The 20690-nt window shown below is 69.3% G+C and carries 20 protein-coding genes; 14 read left to right on the plus strand and 6 right to left on the minus strand.

Going from position 1 to position 20690, the window contains the following annotated elements; genetic code table 11:
• Positions 1-6 precede the first annotated feature (6 nt).
• The 6 genes from bcsE to CFB47_RS08200 are packed head-to-tail and all read left to right on the plus strand — an operon-like array spanning position 7 to position 7268.
• Complete coding sequence (gene bcsE / locus CFB47_RS08175; protein WP_089460907.1) at positions 7-1980, plus strand: cellulose biosynthesis protein BcsE; 1974 nt, start codon at positions 7-9, stop codon at positions 1978-1980.
• Complete coding sequence (locus CFB47_RS08180) at positions 1977-2195, plus strand: hypothetical protein (protein ID WP_089439809.1); 219 nt, start codon at positions 1977-1979, stop codon at positions 2193-2195. The genes bcsE and CFB47_RS08180 overlap by 4 nt, the downstream gene beginning before the upstream one ends.
• Positions 2192-2971, plus strand: a complete 780-nt coding sequence (bcsQ, locus tag CFB47_RS08185; RefSeq protein ID WP_089460908.1) for a cellulose biosynthesis protein BcsQ — start codon at positions 2192-2194, stop codon at positions 2969-2971. The genes CFB47_RS08180 and bcsQ overlap by 4 nt, the downstream gene beginning before the upstream one ends.
• Positions 2968-5505 carry a UDP-forming cellulose synthase catalytic subunit gene (gene bcsA / locus CFB47_RS08190; RefSeq protein ID WP_089456582.1) on the plus strand — a complete coding sequence of 846 codons (2538 nt, stop codon included), beginning with the start codon at positions 2968-2970 and terminating at the stop codon, positions 5503-5505. Before bcsQ ends, bcsA begins: the two co-directional genes overlap by 4 nt.
• 27 nt (positions 5506-5532) lie before the next feature.
• The gene (bcsG, locus tag CFB47_RS08195) at positions 5533-7089 is read left to right on the plus strand and encodes a cellulose biosynthesis protein BcsG (RefSeq protein WP_089460909.1); all 1557 of its coding nucleotides are present in this window, start codon (positions 5533-5535) and stop codon (positions 7087-7089) included.
• Complete coding sequence (locus CFB47_RS08200; protein ID WP_089456034.1) at positions 7071-7268, plus strand: hypothetical protein; 198 nt, start codon at positions 7071-7073, stop codon at positions 7266-7268. The genes bcsG and CFB47_RS08200 overlap by 19 nt, the downstream gene beginning before the upstream one ends.
• 80 nt (positions 7269-7348) lie before the next feature.
• Here the strand turns inward: CFB47_RS08200 and CFB47_RS08205 are convergent, their stop codons facing one another.
• From CFB47_RS08205 to CFB47_RS08220, 4 genes are read right to left on the minus strand one after another with little or no spacing between them, the layout of a single operon-like run.
• Positions 7349-8230, minus strand: coding sequence for a pirin family protein (locus CFB47_RS08205; protein WP_089460910.1), 882 nt, complete (start codon positions 8228-8230; stop codon positions 7349-7351).
• 31 nt (positions 8231-8261) lie between these two features.
• Positions 8262-8654 (minus strand): OsmC family protein, encoded by a 393-nt coding sequence (locus CFB47_RS08210; protein ID WP_069247730.1) that lies wholly within the window; start codon positions 8652-8654, stop codon positions 8262-8264.
• 46 nt (positions 8655-8700) lie between these two features.
• Positions 8701-10281: a Na+/H+ antiporter gene (locus CFB47_RS08215; protein WP_089460911.1), complete on the minus strand. Its 1581-nt coding sequence runs from the start codon at positions 10279-10281 to the stop codon at positions 8701-8703.
• A gap of 25 nt (positions 10282-10306) precedes the next feature.
• Entirely contained in the window at positions 10307-10567 is a 261-nt protein-coding gene (locus tag CFB47_RS08220; protein WP_089440387.1) for a XapX domain-containing protein, read from the minus strand.
• Between the two features lie 276 nt (positions 10568-10843).
• Between CFB47_RS08220 and CFB47_RS08225 the strand changes: the two genes are divergently transcribed.
• The gene (locus tag CFB47_RS08225; protein WP_089439814.1) at positions 10844-11530 is read left to right on the plus strand and encodes a hydrolase; all 687 of its coding nucleotides are present in this window, start codon (positions 10844-10846) and stop codon (positions 11528-11530) included.
• Between the two features lie 67 nt (positions 11531-11597).
• Here CFB47_RS08225 and CFB47_RS08230 read toward each other — a convergent pair whose 3' ends face one another.
• Positions 11598-12521 carry a LysR family transcriptional regulator gene (locus CFB47_RS08230; protein WP_089460912.1) on the minus strand — a complete coding sequence of 308 codons (924 nt, stop codon included), beginning with the start codon at positions 12519-12521 and terminating at the stop codon, positions 11598-11600.
• A gap of 98 nt (positions 12522-12619) precedes the next feature.
• On the opposite strand from CFB47_RS08230, the gene CFB47_RS08235 reads away from it, so the two are divergent.
• The 7 genes from CFB47_RS08235 to CFB47_RS41695 all read left to right on the plus strand — a co-directional run bounded on the left by CFB47_RS08235 (position 12620) and on the right by CFB47_RS41695 (position 18896).
• Complete coding sequence (locus CFB47_RS08235) at positions 12620-12787, plus strand: DUF1427 family protein (RefSeq protein ID WP_089456038.1); 168 nt, start codon at positions 12620-12622, stop codon at positions 12785-12787.
• A gap of 19 nt (positions 12788-12806) precedes the next feature.
• Entirely contained in the window at positions 12807-14699 is a 1893-nt protein-coding gene (locus CFB47_RS08240) for an amidohydrolase (protein WP_089460913.1), read from the plus strand.
• 1 nt (position 14700) lies between these two features.
• Complete coding sequence (locus CFB47_RS08245) at positions 14701-15156, plus strand: DoxX family protein (RefSeq protein ID WP_089460914.1); 456 nt, start codon at positions 14701-14703, stop codon at positions 15154-15156.
• Between the two features lie 40 nt (positions 15157-15196).
• Positions 15197-16111 (plus strand): VOC family protein, encoded by a 915-nt coding sequence (locus CFB47_RS08250; protein ID WP_089460915.1) that lies wholly within the window; start codon positions 15197-15199, stop codon positions 16109-16111.
• Positions 16108-16806, plus strand: coding sequence for a YoaK family protein (locus CFB47_RS08255; protein WP_089460916.1), 699 nt, complete (start codon positions 16108-16110; stop codon positions 16804-16806). Before CFB47_RS08250 ends, CFB47_RS08255 begins: the two co-directional genes overlap by 4 nt.
• Positions 16803-18341: an alginate export family protein gene (locus tag CFB47_RS08260; protein ID WP_089460917.1), complete on the plus strand. Its 1539-nt coding sequence runs from the start codon at positions 16803-16805 to the stop codon at positions 18339-18341. The genes CFB47_RS08255 and CFB47_RS08260 overlap by 4 nt, the downstream gene beginning before the upstream one ends.
• A 93-nt stretch (positions 18342-18434) precedes the next feature.
• Entirely contained in the window at positions 18435-18896 is a 462-nt protein-coding gene (locus CFB47_RS41695; RefSeq protein ID WP_373453140.1) for a DUF3331 domain-containing protein, read from the plus strand.
• 126 nt (positions 18897-19022) lie between these two features.
• On the opposite strand, the gene CFB47_RS08270 is transcribed toward CFB47_RS41695, so the two are convergent.
• On the minus strand, positions 19023-20609 hold the full coding sequence (locus tag CFB47_RS08270; RefSeq protein ID WP_089456043.1) for an acid phosphatase: 1587 nt from the start codon (positions 20607-20609) through the stop codon (positions 19023-19025).
• Between the last annotated feature and the right edge of the window lie 81 nt (positions 20610-20690).

Below are 20690 nucleotides of genomic sequence, written 5' to 3' on the forward strand. Positions count from 1 at the left end.
CGCGCCGTGAATACGGAACTCGATGCCACCCGCTCCGCGCTCGGCGCCGCCGGCCTGGTCGATCGCCTGCGCGCGCTGCTGCACGTGGGGCCGGCCGGCGGCCGCGCCGGCGCATTGAGCCGGCTCGCGATCGACGGCTTGCCCGATACGTGGACGCAACTGGAAGCCGGCGGCCTGTACGCGATCTACGCGGCCGGCGGCACGCCGGCCTGCGACGCGCTCGTGTGGGAGAGCGCGCGACAGGCACGCACGCGCGACGTGACGGTCGTGCTCGCGCGTGACGCGACGCACGTCGCCGAACAGATGCAGGCGCGCGGCTTTGCAGGCGGCGCGCAGCCGGTCGGCTGGCCGCGCAACCTGAACGTGCTGGCGATGCCGCCCGCGGCCGAGCCGGCCAACGGTGACCACACAGGCACCGGCGCCGGCGCAACCGCGGACGCCCCCCGCCGCGCGGCACCGGGCCCGTTCGCACGGCTGACCGGCGGCCTGCGCGCGCTGAAGCGCTACGGCTTTCGCGCGCGCTCGCTGTATTTCGTCGAAGGCGCGCAGCGCTGGTTCAGCTGGGACGACCCGATCGCGCTCGCCGACGAGGCGCATGCACTCGCCGACTGGTGCCGCACGCGCCGGATCGCGCTGGTGCTGCTGCTCGATCCCGAAGCGACCCGCGCGGGCGGCGCCGCGCGCACCGACGATGCGCCGCTCGTGCGCGATGCGGATCGCACGCCGCGCAGCGGTTTCCACGGTATCTGCTCGGGCGTCGCGCAGTTGCAGCGCACGCACGGCGAGCTGCTGTGGGTCGTCGATTTCTGGCGGGCGGGCGACACGCTCGCGGCCGGCGAAGTGCGGCCGCTGCGCTTTACGCCGGGCGGCCGGCTGTCGGCGAGCATCGACGGCGGCACGACCGAGCCCGCACGCCGGATGAAGCTCGCGAGCGACGAGGATCGTGTCGTCGTCAGCCGCGCGGTGCTCGAAGGCACGAACCGCGTGCCGGACGGCTGGGAGATCGTCGAGGACAACGCGGCCGTCGTCGCCGCCTGCGCACATGCGCAGGCCGCCACCGCGGTGCTCGTGTTCCGCTCGCATGCGCAGCTCGAAGCGCTCTGCGCGGACGTGCACGCATTGCGCCGGCAGTGCGGCGGTGCGCTGAAGATCGCGGTCGTCGAGCGCGGCGAAGTGCTGCGCCAGCAGTTCGAGATGCTCGTGCTGAGCGTCGGCGCGAGCCGCGTCGTCGCGCGCGATTTGCCGGTATCGCGGATGCAGGCCGCCGTGCACGCATTGCGCGGCCAGCTCTATGCGCGGCCCGTCGCGGCCGACTATCGCGCGGCGCTCGCGGCCGCGCTCGGCGATTCGGTGCTCGGCTACCTGCCGGTCGGCGCGTTCTGCCTGCGAATTCGCGCGGTGCTCGATCGCGGCGCCGTGCTCGCGCTGCCGCACACGCTTGCGAAGATCACGCTGCTGCCGGGCGTGTCGCACGTCGACGCGCTGCGCCATTGCAAGCCGCGCCGCGCGGGCGACGTCGTGACGGCCGATGCCGCGCACCTGTACGTGTTCCTGTTCGCGTGCGAACCGGCCGATGCGGAGGACGCGCTCGCGCGCATCTTCGACGTGCCGGTCGACACGCTGTCCGACCGCGTCGTGTGCCTCGGCCACGGCAGCATCGACACCGAGCTCAATGCGCTGAAGACGGAGAACCGGCGCGCGCCGATCGCCGACTACAGCGATCTGTTCGCGGCCACGCCGCCGGCGCGCGCGACGCACAAGCCGTCCGTTCGCACCGACTTCGGCGCGGCGTTGCCCGACGCGAGCGACGTGAGCCGCGCGATCGACGCGATCGATACGATCGTCGCGCTCGAGGCGATCGGTGCGACACCGACGGCCGCGGCTGTCGGTGCATCGGCGCCGGAGCCCGTCATTCCCGCCGCGCGCAAGCGCAGCGCCGTCCGCAGCGCGATGCCGCTGCGCAAGGAGGGAGTCGCATGATTGCCGAAATCGTCATCGGTTTCATCGTCGGCATCGTGATCGCGGTGCCGGTGTGGATCGTCGCGCAGCACCTCGGCATCGGCCGCGGTTTTCATGCGCCGCGCGGCATCGACCGGCGCGACGCGGTGCCGTGCGAACTGGTGCCGGTCGCGCTGCGCGGACGGCTGCTGCCCGATGCGGCGCGCGGCGAGCATAGCGGCGAGGCGGCCCGATGAAGACGATCGCCATTGCGTCGACGACGGGCGGCGCGGGCCGCACGACGCTCACGGCCGCGCTCGCGGTGCTGCTCGCGCGTCGCGGCCGGCCGGTCGTCGCCGTCGAATTCGATGCACAGAACCTGATGGGCGCGACGCTCGGCCTCGACTCGCTGGCCGAGCATGGCCTCGCGCAGAGCCTGCTCGGTGGCGGCGAGCCGTGGCATGCCCATACGTGGCGTAACGCCGACGGCGTGCTGTTCGTCCCGTACGGGCAGGTCGACGCGGCCGGCGCCGCCGCATGCGATGCGCGGCTCGCGGCCGATCCCGCGTGGCTCGCGCGCGCGCTCGACGAGATTGCGCTGCCGGCCGACGGCGTCGTGCTGATCGACACCGCGCGCTATCCGTCGACGCAGGCCGAGCAGGCGATTCGCCGCGCGGACCTGACGCTCGTCGTCGTGCCGCCCGAGCCGACCGCGTGCGCGACGACGGCCGCGCGGCTCGGTGCGCTGCGGGCCGGCGGCGGCGAACTGCAGATCGTCGTGAACCGGCTGAATCCGGCGCGCGACATGCAGCGCGACGCGCTCGGCATGCTGCGCGCGGTCGCGGGGCCGGCGTCGATGCTCGAGCAACGCATCCACGTCGATGCGGCCGTGCCCGAAGCGCTCGCGCGCGGCAGCTGGATCTTCGACGACGCGCCGTATTCGCAGGCGTCGCACGACCTGAACGGCGTCGCGAACTGGATCGATATGTGGCTGGCGGCAGGCGCCGCCGGTCGCCGCGGAGCGGCGCGATGAACGCGGGCTTCGCGCTGCGCCTGCGTGCGGCCGGCCGTCGTGCGGCCGACTGGCTCGCACGCGGCATCGGGTTGCCGGCGCAACGCACGCTGGTCGACTGGATCGTGCGGCTGTTCTTCCACGCGCCGCCGCCGGGCCGGCCCGATCACGTGCGCCGCTGGGTGCGCGTCGCGTCGCTGCGGCTGGCGCAGGAGTGGGGCGTGCTGCAGCCGCTCAGCCCGCGCGAATGGCTGTGGCGCGCGATCGTGCGGGCGCCGCGTGCGGCGGACGGGCGGCCCGCGCGCGATCCGCTCGCGTGGTTCGACAAGTATGTCGTGCCCGTCTATCTGGCCGGGCGCGCGGTCGGCCGGCGCATCGACGCGCTGCTCGCTCGCCTGCCGTGGGTGCGCTGGGGCGGCTGGCTCGATGCGCGTGCGAACGGCGTCGGCCGGCACCGCTGGCTCGCGCCGCTGCTGCTGGTCGCCGGCGCGCTGCTGTGGGCCGCGGCCGGGATGTCGCCGCTGATGCCGGGCGCACAGTTCGCGTTCTTCGCGATCGTCGCGGTGCTGGCGCTCGCGCTGCGCCGCCTGCCGGGCCATCTGCCGACGCTCGCGCTCGCGTCGCTCGCCCTGCTCGCGACGGTGCGCTACATGTGGTGGCGCACCACGCAGACGCTCGATTTCCGCAGCCCGGTCGAGGCCGTCGCCGGCTATCTGCTGTACGGCGCGGAAGCCTATACGTGGATGATCCTGCTGCTCGGCTTCGTGCAGACCGCGTGGCCGCTCGACCGGCCGATCGTGCCGCTGCCCGACGATCCCGACACCTGGCCGACCGTCGACATCTACATCCCGACCTACAACGAGCCGCTGTCGGTCGTGAAGCCGACCGTGTTTGCCGCGCAGAGCATCGACTGGCCGACGGCCAAGCTGCGCGTGTATCTGCTCGACGACGGCAAGCGCCCCGAATTCGAGGCGTTCGCGCGCGAGGCCGGCATCGACTACGTGACGCGCGACGACAACCGCCACGCGAAGGCCGGCAACATCAACCGCGCGCTGCCGAAGACGCACGGCGAATACATCGCGATCTTCGACTGCGATCACGTGCCGACGCGCTCGTTCCTGCAGACGACGATGGGCGTGTTCCTGCGCGACCCGAAATGCGCGCTCGTGCAGACGCCGCACCATTTCTTCTCGCCCGATCCGTTCGAGCGCAACCTCGGCACGTTCCGCGAGATCCCGAACGAGGGCAACCTGTTCTACGGCCTCGTGCAGTCGGGCAACGACCTGTGGAACGCGACGTTCTTCTGCGGCTCGTGCGCGGTGCTCAAGCGCAGCGCGCTGGAAGAGGTGGGCGGCGTCGCGGTCGAGACCGTGACCGAGGATGCGCACACGGCGCTCAAGCTGCACCGGCGCGGCTATACGTCGGCATACCTGCCGACCGTGCAGGCGGCCGGCCTCGCGACCGAAAGCCTCGCGGGCCACGTGAAGCAGCGCACGCGCTGGGCGCGCGGGATGGCGCAGATCTTCCGCATCGACAACCCGTTCCTCGGGCGCGGGCTCGGCCTCATCCAGCGGATCTGCTACGGCAACGCGATGCTGCACTTCTTCTACGGGATTCCGCGGCTGGTGTTCCTGACGATCCCGCTCGCGTACCTGTTCTTCCACCTGTACTTCATCAACGCGTCGGCGCTCGCGCTCGCGAGCTACGTGATCCCGTATCTGGTGCTCGCGAACGTCGCGAACTCGCGGATGCAGGGGCGCTACCGCCATTCGTTCTGGGCCGAGGTCTACGAATCGGTGCTCGCGTGGTACATCGCGCTGCCGACCACCGTCGCGTTCTTCAGCCCGAAGCACGGCAAGTTCAACGTGACCGACAAGGGCGGCAAGATCGACGAAGGCTACGTCGACTGGTCGACGTCGAAGCCGTATCTGGTGCTGTTCGGGATGAACGTGCTCGCGATCCTCGCCGGCCTGTGGCGGCTCGTGGCCGACCAGGGCGACGAGGCGTCGACGATCCTGATCACGCTCGGCTGGACCGTGTACAACCTCGCGATGCTCGGCGCGGCGCTGGCCGTGGCGCGCGAGACCAAGCAGGTGCGCGTCACGCACCGGATCGCGATGCGCGTGCCGGCCATGTTGCTGCTTGCCGACGGCTCGACGGCCGCGTGCTTCACGAGCGACTACTCGACCGGCGGCCTCGGCCTCGAAGCGGTGCCGGGGCTCCCGCTTGCCGTCGGCGACACGCTGACGGTGTGCGTGACGCGCGGCGACCGGCCGTTCCCGTTCCCGGTGCGCGTGAGCCGCGTGACGCCGACCCACGTCGGCGTGAGCTTCGACGAACTCACGCTCGAACAGGAGCGCCAGCTCGTGCAATGCACGTTCGGCCGCGCGGACGCGTGGCTCGACTGGCACGAAGGCCAGCGGATCGACACGCCGCTGGGCGGGCTGAAGGAAGTGTTGCGGATCGGCCTGGACGGCAACGTACGGATGTGGAAGGGTGCGGCGCGCGGCCTGCTGGCCATGCTGGCGCCGAAACTCGATCGGGCGCGCGACTGACGCGGCGCTCATCATGGAGTGGGTTAGATGACGTTCTGGAATCTGTATTTCATCCTGAAGTTCGCGCTGTTCGCGACCGGGCACCTGCAGCCGTTCTGGCTCGCGAACCTCGCGTTCGCGGTGGCGCTCGCGGCGAGCGCACCGATCCGGCGGCGCGCGTGGCGCATCGTGCGGCAGGTCGTCGCGATCGCGATCGCGGTGCCGCTGCTCGCGCGCGAGATGCATGCGCCGCCGCTCGCCCGGCTCGTCGAGGCCGCGCGTGAAGTGAGCACGTTCAACCTCGACTACTGGATGGAGCTGCTGCCGCGCCTGCTGCCGCCGGTGCTGCTGCTGACGGTGGCCGGCGCGCTGATCGTCTACTTCATCGTCAACCGCTGGCTGCGCGTCGCGACGTTCGTGCTGGCCGTGCTGATCGTGATGCCGTTGTGGCAGGCCGGCAGCGGGCTGATGGCGCGCGTCGTCGCACCGCTTCCGCAGCAGGCGGCCGCGACGGGCGCGACGCTCGCCGGCCAGCCGGAGGATCACAACGCCGCGCTCGCGACATTCCGCACGCAGGAATCGCAGCGGCAGGTCGCGTTCGGCCATCTCGGCAACGATCCGGCCGCGCAGTTCGACGTGATCGTGCTGCACATCTGCTCGCTGTCGTGGGACGACCTCGACGCCGCGAAGGCGCGCAACCATCCGATGCTGAGTCACTTCGACTACCTGTTCACCAACTTCAGCACGGCCGCGAGCTACAGCGGGCCGGCGGCGATCCGCGTGCTGCGCGCGAGCTGCGGGCAGGAAGCGCACGCCGACCTGTACAAGCCGGCGCCGCAGCAGTGCTACCTGTTCTCGCAACTGGCGAGCGCGGGCTACAAGGTGCAGTCGCTGCTGAACCACGACGGCCACTTCGACAACTTCCTGCAGGTGATCCACGACAACATCGGCGTGCCCGACGCGCCGCCGGTGTCGAACGCGGCCGCGCCCGTCGCGATGCACGCGTTCGACGGCTCGGAAATCAAGAGCGACTACGCGACACTCGCGAACTGGTACGGGCAGCGCGCGTCGGTGCCGGGCCCGGTCGCGCTGTACTACAACACGATCAGCCTGCACGACGGCAACCGCGTCGTCGGCAGCGCGCTCACGAGCATCGACTCGTATCCGCAGCGCGTGACGAAGCTGATGGACGACTTCGATCACCTGGCCGACCTGATCGCGCAATCGGGCCGCCGCGCGGTGATCGTGTTCGTGCCCGAGCACGGCGCCGCGTTGCGCGGCGACAAGAACCAGGTCGCGGGGCTGCGCGAGATTCCGACGCCGCGCATCGTGCACGGGCCGGTCGGCGTGCGGCTCGTCGGCTTTACCGGCAACCACGGCGCGACGACCGTGATCGACCAGCCGACCAGCTTCCTCGCGCTCGCGCAACTGCTGTCGAACCTCGTGTCGAACAGCCCGTTCAAGCCGGGCACGACGCTCGCGCAGTACGCGGCCGACCTGCCGCGCACGCGGATGGTGGGCGAGAACGAGGGCACGGTGACGATGCAGACGGCCGCGGGCTACTCGGTGAAAACTCCGGATGGCGTATGGATCGACGAACAGTAATGCTCCCCGCCGACAGCGACGATGCGCGCCTGTCGCAACCGAACGACGTACTCGGCCTCGCGCGGCATCTGCCCGCGCTCGATCCCGAGCGTTACGTCGACGAGCAGGCGCGCCGCGCGTTCATCGAGTCGCTCGACCGCTGGCCGACGCTCGCGAAGCTGATGGGATTGAAGCGGTAAACGCACGACGGCCGGCGTGTGTGCCGGCCGTTGCGTTGCTTGCCTGCGGGCGAACCTGCTTACTGCGCGTTGTTACCTTGTTACGCCTTGCGTTCCGGCTGGCGCGTCCACTCGTTTTCTTCGCCCGGCACCTTGCCGAAGGTCTGGTCGGCCCACGCCGCGCGGGCCGCATCGATCTTCGCACGCGAGCTCGACACGAAATTCCATTCGATGAACCGCTCGCCCGGCAGATGCGCACCGCCGAGCAGCATCACGCGGGCGCCGTTCGTGCTCGCGAGCGTCACGGTCGCACCCGGTTCGAGCACGGCCATCGTCGCGGCGGTGAGCGGCGTGCCGTCGATCGAGAGGTCGCCGTCGACCAGGTACACGCCGCGTTCCTCATGTTCGGCATCGAGCGCCAGCGTGCCGTTTGCCGTGAATTGCGCGTACGCATAGAGCGTGGGCGAGAACACGGCGACCGGCGACGTGAGCCCGAACGCGGTACCCGCGATCACGCGCACGCTCGCGCCGTCGCGCGAGAACGACGGCAGCGTGTCGGCCGCATGATGGACGAACGCGGGCGCGGTGTCTTCATGCTCGACCGGCAGCGCGACCCAGGTCTGGATGCCGTGGACCGGCTGATCGCGCGGCCGGTCTTCGTCGGGCGAGCGCTCCGAATGCACGATGCCGCGGCCGGCGGTCATCCAGTTCACGTCGCCCGGCACGATCTTCTGCCGGAAGCCGAGGCTGTCGTGATGCATCAGCGAACCGTCGAACAGGTAGGTGACGGTCGCGAGGCCGATGTGCGGATGCGGCAGCACGTCGATGCCGCGGCCGGCCGGCAGCACGGCCGGCCCCATCTCGTCGAAGAAGATGAACGGGCCGACGAGGCGGGCGGCGCGCGCGGGCAGCACGCGACGCACGACGAGGTTGCCGATGTCGCTTTCGCGCGGCGTGAGCAGGGTCTTGATCGAGGCGGACATGGTGGGGATCTGGTAGTCGAGGCGGAGCGCGTCAGGCGATCGCCGTGTCGATGGTGATCGGATGCGTGAGGATCTTGTGAACCGGGCACGCGTTCGCGATCTGCAGCAGGCGTTCGCGCTGTTCGCCGGACAGGTCGCCTTCGAGCGTGATGCGGCGCACGATCGTGCTGCCCGCGCTGCCCGATTCGTGCGCGAGCTTCACGTGCACTTCGGTGAGCGGCCAGCCCTTGCGCTGCGCATACATCTTCAGCGTGATCGCCGTGCATGCGCCGAGGCTCGACAGCAGCAGCGCGACGGGCGTCGGCGCCGCATCGCCGCCGCCGAGCGAAGCGGGTTCGTCGGCGCGCCACTGGTGGACGCCGTCGCTGAAGTGGACCAGGTAATCGACCGAGCCGATGCTCGCTTCGACGGACAGTTCGCTCATTGCAGTTCCATGTGAAAAAAAGGGAGGCCGGCGGCCGGGCCGGGCGTTACGGTTCGAGCAGTCGCTGCAGCCGTAGTTCCTCGAAGTCGAGTTCCGATTCGATCCGGTGCAGCACGGTGTCGTCGACCCGGCCGTCGCGATGCAGGTCGAGCAGCGCGCGGCGCGACACGCCGACGAGGTCGAGTTCGACGCGCAGCATGCGCGAGCGCACGTTGGCCGGCTCGGCGCCCTGGCGATGCGCGCGTTCGTTGAAGGTGACGCGGTTCCGGTATTCGGCGAGCAGGCGGTCGAGCGACGGCCGCTCGAGAGTCGAGCCGCGCTGTTCGAGCGCGTCGAGTTCGGCGAGCGCCGCGCCGAACGTATGCGCGCGCACCGCATGCTCGGACATCGTGTGGCGCGCGGCCGGGCGCAGCTTCAGCACGCGGATCAGTGGCGCGAGCGTGCCGCCCTGCACGACGAGCGTGGCGATGATCAGCAGGAACGTGCTGAACAGGATCAGGTCGCGGCCGGGGAAATTGGCGGGCAGCGCGATCGCGGCCGCGAGGCTCACGACGCCGCGCATGCCCGACCAGCCGAGCACGACGGCCTCACGCCACGACCACGGTGCGTGGCCGGCGCGCGGCGCGCGCAGGCGGCCCGGCAGCCACATCGCGACGAACACCCACACGATGCGCGCGGCGATCGCGGCGGCGGTGGCAGGTAGTGCGACGCGCAGGCCGGCCAGCAGCACCGCGCCTTCGTGGTTCACGCGCGCGAGGATCGCATGCAGCGCGAGGCCGATCAGGATGAACACGAGCGCGTCGAGCACGAACACGATCGCCTCCCAGGTCGCCTTCGCCTTGATCCGCATGTCGGCGTCGAACACGCGATGCTGGCGCACGCCGAGCACGAGGCCGCAGGTGACGACCGACAGCACGCCCGAGCCGTCGACGGCTTCGGCGACACCGTAGCTGCCCCATGCCATCGCGAAGGTCACGACGATGCCGAGCATCGGATCGCGCAGGCGCGGCAGCACCCAGCTCATCGCATGGCCGCACGCGAGGCCGACCGCGATGCCGATCAGCGTGAGCGAGAAGAACAGGCCGGTGGCGCTCGCGGCCGTGATCGACACGGCGAGCGCGGCCGACACGGCCATCTGGTACAGCAGCAGGCCCGACGCATCGTTGACGAGACTTTCGCCTTCGAGCACCGCAACGAGCCGCGCGGGCAGCGGGTGGCGCTGCAGGATCGCCTTCGCGGCGACCGCATCGGGCGGCGACACGATCGCGCCGAGCGTGAAGCACGCGGCCCATGGCAGCGCGGGGTTCACCGCATGCACGGCGAACGCGACCGCGACGGTCGTGAACACCACCGCGCCGAGCGCGAGCGACGCGATCGACGCAAGCTCCTGCCGGAATTCCTTCCACGCGGTGTAGAACCCGCTCGACATCAGCAGCGGCGGCAGCACGGCCGCGAGCAGCAGCGCCGGGTCCATGTCGGGCACGCGCTTGCCGAAGACCGCGACGACACAGCCGCCGAGCAGCAGCACGACGGCCGGGGGAATCGAAATCCGTTCGGCGAGCCACGTGAGCGCGCCGGCACCGCAGATCAACAGCAGCAGGTAATGAAACAGCTCGACGTTGGTCATGCGTGATAGGTGATGAGCGATTGCATCACGACGGCTTGCGGTCGTTCGTGGTGCCGCCGGGCAGCGCGCCGAACATGTGCTGGCTGCACTTCGCGTCGCGCCATGCGGTGTTCAGCCGGTGGCCCGCGAGCATGCGCCGCGCGACCGGCAGGATCTGTTCGCCGGCGAGCATGCCGAGCAGGCCGGTGAGCGCGATGATCGGCGGCGCCGGCGAATTCACGCCGATCGTGCCGTAGATGGCGCCGGCGAGGACGCCGGCGAGCAGCGACAGGAAATACGGTTTCATGGCGGGCGTCCGGTGATGGCAGACGAGCGGCGCGGGGCGCGCCGTCAAGATTTCGAAAGCGTATCGGGTTTGCGCGAAGAATAAAAGGGCGGGCAGCCCCGAACAGGCATCGATCCGGGAATCGGATCGATTCCGTTTCTCGGGTGTTCGCGCCGCGCGTTTGCGGCTTAAATATTTCGGCCCGGATGACGATCCGGCGCTGACGTACCTCCGGCTCCTCCCGTTCTGACGGTCGAGGCAGGCCCCCCTTTTTTCGTTCACAGGACACCTTGCGCCATGAGCAATCCGAAACTTGAAGTACTGACGCCGCAGAACAGCCAGCTGATCTTCATCGACCAGCAGCCGCAAATGGCGTTCGGCGTGCAGTCGATCGATCGCCAGACGCTGAAGAACAACGTCGTCGGGCTCGCGAAGGCCGCCAAGGCGTTCAACGTGCCGACCACCATCACGACGGTCGAGACCGAGGCCTTCTCCGGCCATACCTTCCCGGAGCTGCTCGACGTGTTCCCGAACCAGAAGACGCTCGAACGCACGTCGATGAACTCGTGGGACGACCAGAAGGTGCGCGACGCGCTCGCCGCGAATGGCCGCAAGAAGGTGGTCGTGTCGGGCCTCTGGACGGAAGTCTGCAATACCACGTTCGCCCTGTGCGCGATGCTCGAAGGCGACTACGAGATCTACATGGTGGCCGACGCATCGGGCGGCACGTCGCAGGCCGCGCACGACTTCGCGATGCAGCGCATGGTGCAGGCCGGTGTCGTGCCCGTCACGTGGCAGCAGGTTTTGCTCGAATGGCAGCGCGACTGGGCGCGCCGCGACAGCTACGACGCGGTGATGGCGATCGCGAAGGAGCACTCGGGTGCGTACGGAATGGGCGTCGACTACGCATACACGATGGTTCACAAGGCCGCGCAGCGTACCGCGACGCCGCACGAGTCGATCCCGGCCGTACCGGCGAAGTAACGGGCGACCGGCCGCGATCGTGGCAACGGCCGGCCGCGGCGATCCGCTGTCGCCGGCCGCCGCCCGCTCAGGCTGCCGGCAGCGCCCACGGCGCGTGCGCGAAGTGTTCCGCGAGGAAGTCGAGCAGCACCGTCACGCGCGCGGCGCGCAGCATGCCGGGCGGCGTGACGAGGTTGACGTTGATGTCGGCGATCTTCCAGTCCGCCATCACTTCCTCGAGCTCGCCGCTCTGCATGGCTTCCCACACCAGGAACTCCGGCTGAAGGGCAAGGCCATGACCGGCGATGAGCGAGGGGACGATCACGTCGGCGTTGTTGGTGCGGATGCGTCCGTGCACGTTCACGCCGAAGTCGTCGCCCGAGGCCGGATGGCGAAAGCGCCAGTGCTCGGGTGTCGGCAGGTTGGTGTAGGTGAGGCACACGTGCTTCTCGATGTCGAGCGGATGCGTGGGCCGGCCATGACGGTCCAGATACGCCGGCGACGCGACGAGCGGGCGGCGCACCGCGCACAGGCGGCGCGAGCGCAGCGACGAATCACTCAGCTCGGCGATGCGGATCGCGACGTCGAAGCCGCCGGACACGATGTCGACGATGTGATCGGAGAGCACGAGGTCGATGTCGACGCGCGGATAGCGTTCGAGAAACGCGGGCAGCACCGGCGACAGGTGGCGCACCCCGAACGACATCGGCGCATTCACGCGCACGAGGCCATGCGGTTCGAGCGCCTGCGCGGACGCTTCGCTCTCGATCAGTTCCGCATCGGCGAGCAGCCGGATCGCACGGTCGCGCAGCAGTTCGCCGGTCGGCGTGAGCGACAGCTTGCGCGACGTGCGGTACAGCAGCATCGCGCCAAGGCGCTTTTCGAGGCGCGCGATGGCTTTCGACACCGTCGGCTGCGTGACGCCGAGCAGGTCGGCGGCTTTCGCGAACGAGCCCGTCTCCGCGACGCGCGCAAAGATGGCCCAGGCTTCGAGATCAGGAAGGTGTTGCATGGTCGGAAAGAGTGGCAGGGAAGCGAAGTGGATACGGCGCGCAGCATGCGGCCGGCGCGAAGCGACTCATTCTAATCCGGTCACGGAGAAAAAACGTTATGGAATCTTATCTATGGTCGTTGTCGGCCGGCGTGCTGGTCGGCGTCGTATACAGCGTGATCAAGGTGCGTTCGCCAGCGCCGCCACTCATTGCGCTGATCGGTCTGGCCGGCATGCTGATCGGCTCGCAGGCCATCGGCTCCATCCGTCACTGGCTCGGCTTCTGACCGCATCGAGGACATATTAATGAGCTTAACTGATAATCAACCGGATCTGATCCTGCACAACGGGCGCATCACGACGCTCGATCGTGCGAACCCCGTCGCCACCGCCGTGGCGATCAAGGATGGCCGCTTCGTCGCGGTCGGCGCCGACGCGGACGTGATGCCGCTCGCGGGCCGCGCGACGAAGGTCGTCGATCTCGAGTGCCGCAGTGTGCTGCCCGGCCTGATCGACAACCACACGCACGTGATTCGCGGCGGCCTGAACTACAACCTCGAGCTGCGCTGGGATGGCGTGCGCTCGCTCGCGGTCGCGATGGAGATGCTGAAGCACCAGGTCGCGATCACGCCGGCGCCGCAATGGGTGCGCGTGGTCGGCGGCTTCACCGAACACCAGTTCGTCGAGAAGCGCCTGCCGACGATCGACGAACTCAATGCGGTCGCACCCGATACGCCGGTGTTCATCCTGCACCTGTACGACCGCGCACTGCTGAACGCGGCCGCGCTGCGCGTGGTGGGCTACACGAAGGACACGCCGGAGCCGCCGGGCGGCACGATCCTGCGCGACGCCGCGGGCAACCCGACCGGCCTGCTGCTCGCGAACCCGAACGCGACGATCCTCTACGCGACGCTCGCGAAAGGCCCGAAGCTGCCGTTCGAGTATCAGTACAACTCGACGCGCCACTTCATGCGCGAACTCAATCGCCTGGGCGTGACGGGCGTGATCGACGCAGGCGGCGGATCGCAGAATTATCCCGACGACTACGAGGTGATCCGCAAGCTGCACGACGCGGGCGAGATGACGGTGCGCATCGCGTACAACCTGTTCACGCAGAAGCCGAATGCGGAGAAGGAGGACTTCGTGAACTGGACGAAGAGCGTCAAGTACCACGACGGCACCGACTACTTCCGCCACAACGGCGCGGGCGAGATGCTGGTGTTTTCGGCCGCCGATTTCGAGGATTTCCGCGTCGCGCGCCCCGACTTGCCGGCGCAGATGGAGGACGATCTCGAAGGCGTCGTGCGCGTGCTCGCGCAGAACCGTTGGCCGTGGCGCATGCATGCGACCTACGACGAAACGATCAGCCGTGCGCTCGACGTGTTCGAGAAGGTCAACGAGGACATTCCGCTCGACGGGCTGAACTGGTTCTTCGATCACGCGGAAACGATCTCGGAACGTTCGATGGACCGCATTGCCGCGCTCGGCGGCGGCATCGCGGTGCAGCACCGGATGGCGTACCAGGGCGAATACTTCGTCGAGCGTTACGGTGCGCAGGCGGCCGAGGCGACGCCGCCGGTCGCGAAGATGCTCGAGAAGGGGCTCAAGGTGTCGGCCGGCACCGACGCGACGCGGGTGGCGTCGTACAACCCGTGGGTGTCGCTCGCGTGGCTGGTGACGGGCAAGACGGTCGGCGGGATGCGGATGTATCCGCAGCGCAACCTGCTCGATCGCGAGACCGCGCTGCGCATGTGGACCGAGTATGTGACGTGGTTCTCGAACGAGGAAGGCAAGAAAGGGCGCATCGCGGTGGGCCAGCTCGCCGACCTGATGGTCCCGGATCGCGATTTCTTCACGTGCGCGGAGGACGATATCGTCGATACGACTGCATTGCTGACGGTAGTCGGTGGCCGGATCGTGTGGGGGGCGGGGCCGTTCGCGTCGCACGATGCGCCGATTCCGCCCGCGATGCCCGACTGGTCGCCGGTGCGCGAGTACGGCGGCTACGGCGGCTGGGGCGCGACGCAGCGCAACGGGGCGCCGCTGCAGCGCGCCGCGGCGGCCGCCGCGCAGTGCGGTTGCGCGAGCGCGTGCGGCCTGCACGGCCATGCACACGCGAACGCGTGGAGCCGTGCGCTGCCGACGTCGGACGCAAAGGGCTTCTGGGGCGCGTTCGGCTGTTCGTGCTGGGCGGTCTGACATGGCGACCCCGACCCCTCACGTCGGCGCCGGCAACCCGGCGTGGGTCCGCGCGCTGCTCGCGCAGCCGTGGATCCTGCCGCTCGCGCGGCTCGCGCTGGTGTCCGCGTACCTGATCGGCGGTGTCGCGAAGGCGCTGGACTTCCATGGCGCGGTCGCCGAGCAGGCGCATTTCGGGCTGCAGCCGGCCGCGCTGTGGGCGGCGCTCGCGATCGCAGTCGAGATCGCCGGCTCGCTGTGCATCGTGCTGGGCCGCTTCACGTGGCTCGGCGCGGGCAGCCTCGGTATGCTGACGCTGGTCGCGATGGTGGTGGCCAACGATTTCTGGAATCGTACGGGCGCCGAGCATTTCATGGCGCTCAACAGCTTTTTCGAGCATCTCGGGCTGATCGCCGCACTCGTGCTCGCGACGCTGCTCGCCGATGCGAAGTGCGTGGACGGCGACGGCCGCGCGTGACCGGTTGCACCATTCGATGACACAACAAGGAAACCTGATCATGATGACCATTCGATCCGCGCTGTGCGCACTGACGATCGCGGCCGGCTGCGTCGCGGCGCCGGCGACGTTCGCGAAACCGCCGGTGCCGCCCGCGCCGGTGCCGGTGCTGGCCGTCGGTCCGCAATACGACACGACGCACGTGTGCGTGGCACCGGAAGACTTCGACCGTTTCACCGACAGCTTCGTCGCGACGTTCGGCGGCAAGAAGTCGAAGCAGGGCGTGTTCCAGGTGACGCCGACGCCGAGCCAGACGATGTCGCAGCTCGTGCTCACGCCGGCCGGCACGATCTCGGTGTTCGGCTTCAAGACCCCGATCCCGTATCCGTTCTGCTCGGAGCGCACCGGTTATCTCGTCACCGACATGGACGTCGCGATGAAGACGGCGCGCGCACACGGCGCGGACGTGATCGTCGACACGTTTCCCGATCCGATCGGCCGCGACGCGATCATCCGCTGGACCGGCGGGCTGAACATGCAGCTTTATTGGCATACCGAAGCGCCGCGCTACGACGCGCTGGAGACGGTGCCCGAGAATCGCGTGTACGTGTCGCCGGAAAGCGTGCGCAAGCTGGTGCACGATTTCGTGAAGTTCTCGAACGGCAAGGTGGTGTCCGACACCCTCAAGGCGCCGGGCATCGAGATCGGCCGGCCGACCGACACGTATCGCCGCATCCGCATCGAATCGGGCTTCGGCAAGATGACCGTGCTCGTGACCGACGGCCACCTGCCATACCCGTTCGGGCGCGAGATGACCGGCTACGAAGTGCATGATCTCGCCGCGACGCTGGAAAAGGCCAAGGCAGCCGGCGTGACCGTGCTCGTGCCGCCGTTCACGTCGGACGGCCGTGACGCGGCGCTCGTGCAGTTCCCGGGCGGCTACGTCGCCGAGATCCACGCGAGCGCGGCGCGATGAAGCACGAGGATACGATCCTTGCCGCGGTGGCCGGCTTCGTCGACACGCTGAGCTTCGTCGCGCTGTTCGGGCTGTTCACCGCGCACGTGACCGGCAACTTCGTGCTGATCGGCGCGGGCATCGCGGGCTTTGGCCAGGGCATCGTGCTGAAGCTCAGCGTGTTTCCCGCGTTCGTGTGCGGCGTGATCGCGAGCAGCCTGATCGCGCGGGCGATGTCCGGGCGGCCCGCGTGGCAGGGCGCGCGCACGCTGCATGCGGTGCAGGCCGTGCTGCTGCTCGGCTTCTGCGCGGCCGGCGTATGGGCGACGCCGGTCACGCAGCCCGACAGCCTGCCGGCGCTCGTGGCCGGCATCGTCGGCACGTTCGCGATGGGCGTGCAGAACGCGCATCCGCGCGTGATTGCGCGTGCCGGCGGCGTGCCGAACACGGTGATGACCGGCAACGTGACGCAGGCGATCCTCGACGCGGTCGACCTGCGGTCGGCCGGCACCGCCGATGCCGCGCGCGCGGCGGCGCGGGCGCGCTTCGGCAAGATGCTGCCGGCGATCGTCGCGTTCGCGCTCGGCGCCGCATGCGGTGCGCTCGGGTTCCGCTTCGTCGGATTCCTCGCGCTGCTCGCGCCGGTCGGCGCGCTCGCGGCGCTGGCCCTGTGCGCGGCACAAACGGCGGGTACCACCACACAGGGGCGCGCATGATCGAGCGGGGAGCGAGGAGGCATCACGGTCGGCACGCCGTGCGGGCCGCGCGCGTGTCGATCGTCGCGGGGGTGCTGCTCGCGAGCGCCGACGCGGCATGCGCGCAAACGGCGGCGGCATCGACGCCGGCTGCCACGCCGGTGCAGGAACCGGCGCCGGCCGCGCCATCGGCAACGCCAACGACATCGGCAACGACAACCGCTGCTGCCGCATCGACCTGCACGGCCAAGCGCCCCGTGGTGCTGTTCAACCGCTGGCAGGAAGACTGGTCGGTGCTCGCGAATCCGTGCGTGCCGCGCGCACCGCTCGACGGCCTGAAATACCTTCCGCTCGGCAACGACCCGGCCTCCTATCTGTCGCTCGGCGTGAACCTGCGCGAGCGTCTCGAGACCAATGACGCGCCGCTGTTCGGCATCGGTTCCGCGCAATCGGATACGTACCTGATCCAGCGCATCGAAGTGCATGCCGACGCGCATCTCGGCCAGCACTGGCAGTTCTTCGTGCAGTTGCAGGACGCCCGCGCGTTCGGCAAGAACACGGTGTCGCCGGTCGACAAGAACCCGCTCGATCTCGAGCAGGCGTTCGCGACCTACACGGGCGCGCTCGGCGGCGGCACGTTCAAGTTCCGTGTGGGCCGGCAGGAGATGGCGTTCGACTTGCAGCGTTTCATCGCCACGCGCGACGGCCCGAACGTACGGCAGGCGTTCGATGCGGTCTGGGCCGTCTACGAGTACCAGAAGTGGCGCTTCATCGGCTACGCGACGCAGCCGGTGCAGAACCGCAACGCGTCCGATTTCGACGACGTGTCGAATCGCGATCTCACGTTCAGCGGCGTGCGCGTCGAGCGGCAGTCGGTCGGGCCGGGCGACCTGTCCGGCTACTGGTCGCGCTACAACCGCAACAACGCGCGGTTCCTCGACGCGAGCGGTCCCGAGCATCGCGACGTGTGGGACGTACGCTACACGGGCACGCTGGGGCGCTTCGACTGGGATCTCGAAACGATGCTGCAGACCGGCACGGTCGGCAACGCGACGATCGGGGCGTGGGCCGTCGGTTCGATCGCCGGCTACAAGCTCGATGCGCCGTGGTCGCCGCGCATCGCGCTGCAGGTCGACGCGGCATCAGGCGACCGGCATCCGCACGACGGCCGTGTCGAAACCTTCAATCCGCTGTTTCCGAACGGCTATTACTTCACGCTCGCCGGCTATACGAGTTACGCGAACCTGATCCACGTGAAGCCGTCCGTGACGCTGAAGCCGTCGGCGAACCTGTCGCTGCTCGGTGCGCTCGGCTTCCAGTGGCGCGAGACGACCGGCGACGCCGTCTATCAGCAGCCGAACATCCCGGTGCCGGGCACGGCGGGCAAGGGCGGGTTGTGGACCGGGATGTACGTGCAGCTGCGCGCGGACTGGACGATCGCCGCGAACCTGATCGGTGCGATCGAGGCCGTGCATTTCCAGGTCGGCGATGCGATCCGCCAGGCGGGCGGGCACAACGCCGACTATGTCGGCGTCGAGCTGAAGTATGGGTGGTAGCGCGCGAGCCGCCGCGCGTCCGCCGGCGAAGCGTTGCCCGATGCGTGGTGCCGGATGAGTGCGCGTGTGCAGGTGCTCGCGTATTCGGACGAGATGCTGATCGTGCGCCCGCTTGCGCCGGGCAGCGCGGAACAGCGCTGGGCGCCGGCGCGTGCGCTTCGCTCGGGCCGCTGCGCGCTGTCCGGCGAGAAGATCGTCTGCGGCGACGCCGTGTTCAGCCCGCGCGGGCGGGCGCCATTCGAATCGAAAACGATGATCCTCGCGGCCGCGCTCGACCGTCCGCGCGTGTCGACGGTGCGCCCGCACGTGCAGGTGCTCGAGCGCTCGGCGCAACTGCTGGTCGTGCGCTGGGTCGAGCCGGGGCGTGCGCATTTCGGCGAGCAGCACTGGAAACCGGGGCGCGCACGGCAGGCCGGTGTCTGCGTGCTGTCGGGCGCGCGGATCGCGTGCGGGGACGACGTGTTTCGCCCGAGTGGGCGCCCGACGCCGCCGAATGCGCGCGCGATGATCCTGGCCATCGCACTCGACACCGCCGGGCTGACGCACGGCGCGTGATGCGGCGCGCACCTGTTGACGTTCGCGTGGGTGCGTGTGCGCCATGACACAGGGCGGCCGGAGCCGCCCTTTGTCATGGGGTGGCCGGCATCGCGCCGGCCGGTTCGTTGCAGTGCCGCCGGGCCGTTACAGGTTCGGCGACAGTTGCAGTGCGTTCGTCAGGTCGCCCATCGGCTGCGCGCCGTTGGCCTTCAGCGCGTCGTCGCGCTGTTGCAGGCCCGCGAGGCGCGGCAGCGAGAAGCGGCGCGTGATGAAGCGCAGGATCGACCCGGTGTCGTACTGCGTGTGGTCGACGAAGCCCTTCTTCGCGTACGGCGACACGATCAGCGCCGGAATGCGGGTGCCGGGGCCCCAGCGGTCGGCGGTCGGCGGCGCGGCATGATCCCAGAAACCGCCGTTTTCGTCGTACGTGACGATCACGACCATGTTCTTCCACTGCGGGCTGGCCTGCAGGTGCGCGATCACGTCGGCGATGTGTTGGTCGCCCGAGGTGACGTCCGTGTAGCCCGGGTGCTCGTTCAGGTTTCCCTGCGGCTTGTAGAACGTGACCTGCGGCAGCGTGCCCGCATCGATCGCCTTGATGAACTCGGCGCCGTTCGCGCCGCCGTCGAGCAGGTGCTGCGCGCGGCTCGCGGTGCCCGGCGCCTGGTTCGCGAAGTAGTTGAACGGCTGGTGGTGCGGCTGGAAGTTCGGCGTCGACAGATCGGCACCGTAGATCACGTTCGACGTGCCGTTCTGGCTCGCCTGCAGCGCCTGGCCCCACGCGCCGCTGTACCATGCCCACGACACGCCCGCGTTGGTCATCAGGTCGCCGATGTTGGTCGCCGTCTGCGGCGGCATCGTCGACGGATTGGCCGGGTCGGCGAGCAGCGGATCGCCGCCCGTGGCCGCCTTGTTGCCGCTCGGCTGGTACGCCGGCTGCATCGTGTTGATGCCGTAGAAGTCAGGCGTCAGCGCGCCGTCGTTGACGAACTTCGGCGGCCCGCTCAGCGCCGAGGCCGGCGAGTTCGCGGCGACCTTCAGCGACTTGCCGTCGGCGTTCAGGACTGCGATCTTGCCGGCCGCCGGGCTCTTGTCCGCGTTCGCATAGAACGGCGCGCACGCGCAGATCAGGTACTGGTGGTTCAGGAACGAGCCGCCGAACGCACCCATGAAGAAGTTGTCGGCCAGCACGTACTGCTGCGCGACCTTCCACAGCGGCAGCTTCGACGGGTCGGCGGTGTAGTGGCCCATCGTCAGGCCGCCCGCATCGGTCCACGCGGCATACATGTCGTTCTTGCCGCCGTTGATCTGCATCTGGTCCTGGTAGAAGCGGTGCACGATGTCACGCGTCGCGATGCTCATCGACTGGTTGAAGCCTTTCGGATCGTCGATCGCGAACGGCGTGTTCGGCAGGTTCGCCGTCATCGCCTCGGTCACCGCCGGCGTGATGCCGGTCGCGGTCAGGCCGCCCCAGATCTTCGGCAGCGTCGCCATCGTCGAGCCGTCGCGATCCTTTTGCACCGAGTTCGCGGCCGTGGCGTTCTGCAGGCCGTTCGCGCCGGGGAAGTTGCCATACAGGTTGTCGAAGCTGCGGTTTTCCGCGTAGATCACGACCACGTTCTTGACGGCCGACAGGCCTTGCTGCGTGACATCGTCGCCGCCGCAGGCGGTCAGGCTGAGCGCGGCCGCGAGGGCGATCGGCGTATAGCGAATCCAGGCGTGCTTCTTCATGCGATGTTCTCTCTTTCGTCGTTTGTCGCGTGTGGGAACCGGGTTGAGGTACGGCCGGTGCGGGCATTGCGAGGCACCGAC

Source organism: Burkholderia sp. AU27893, assembly GCF_002223205.1.
In the GTDB taxonomy this organism is placed as follows: domain Bacteria; phylum Pseudomonadota; class Gammaproteobacteria; order Burkholderiales; family Burkholderiaceae; genus Burkholderia.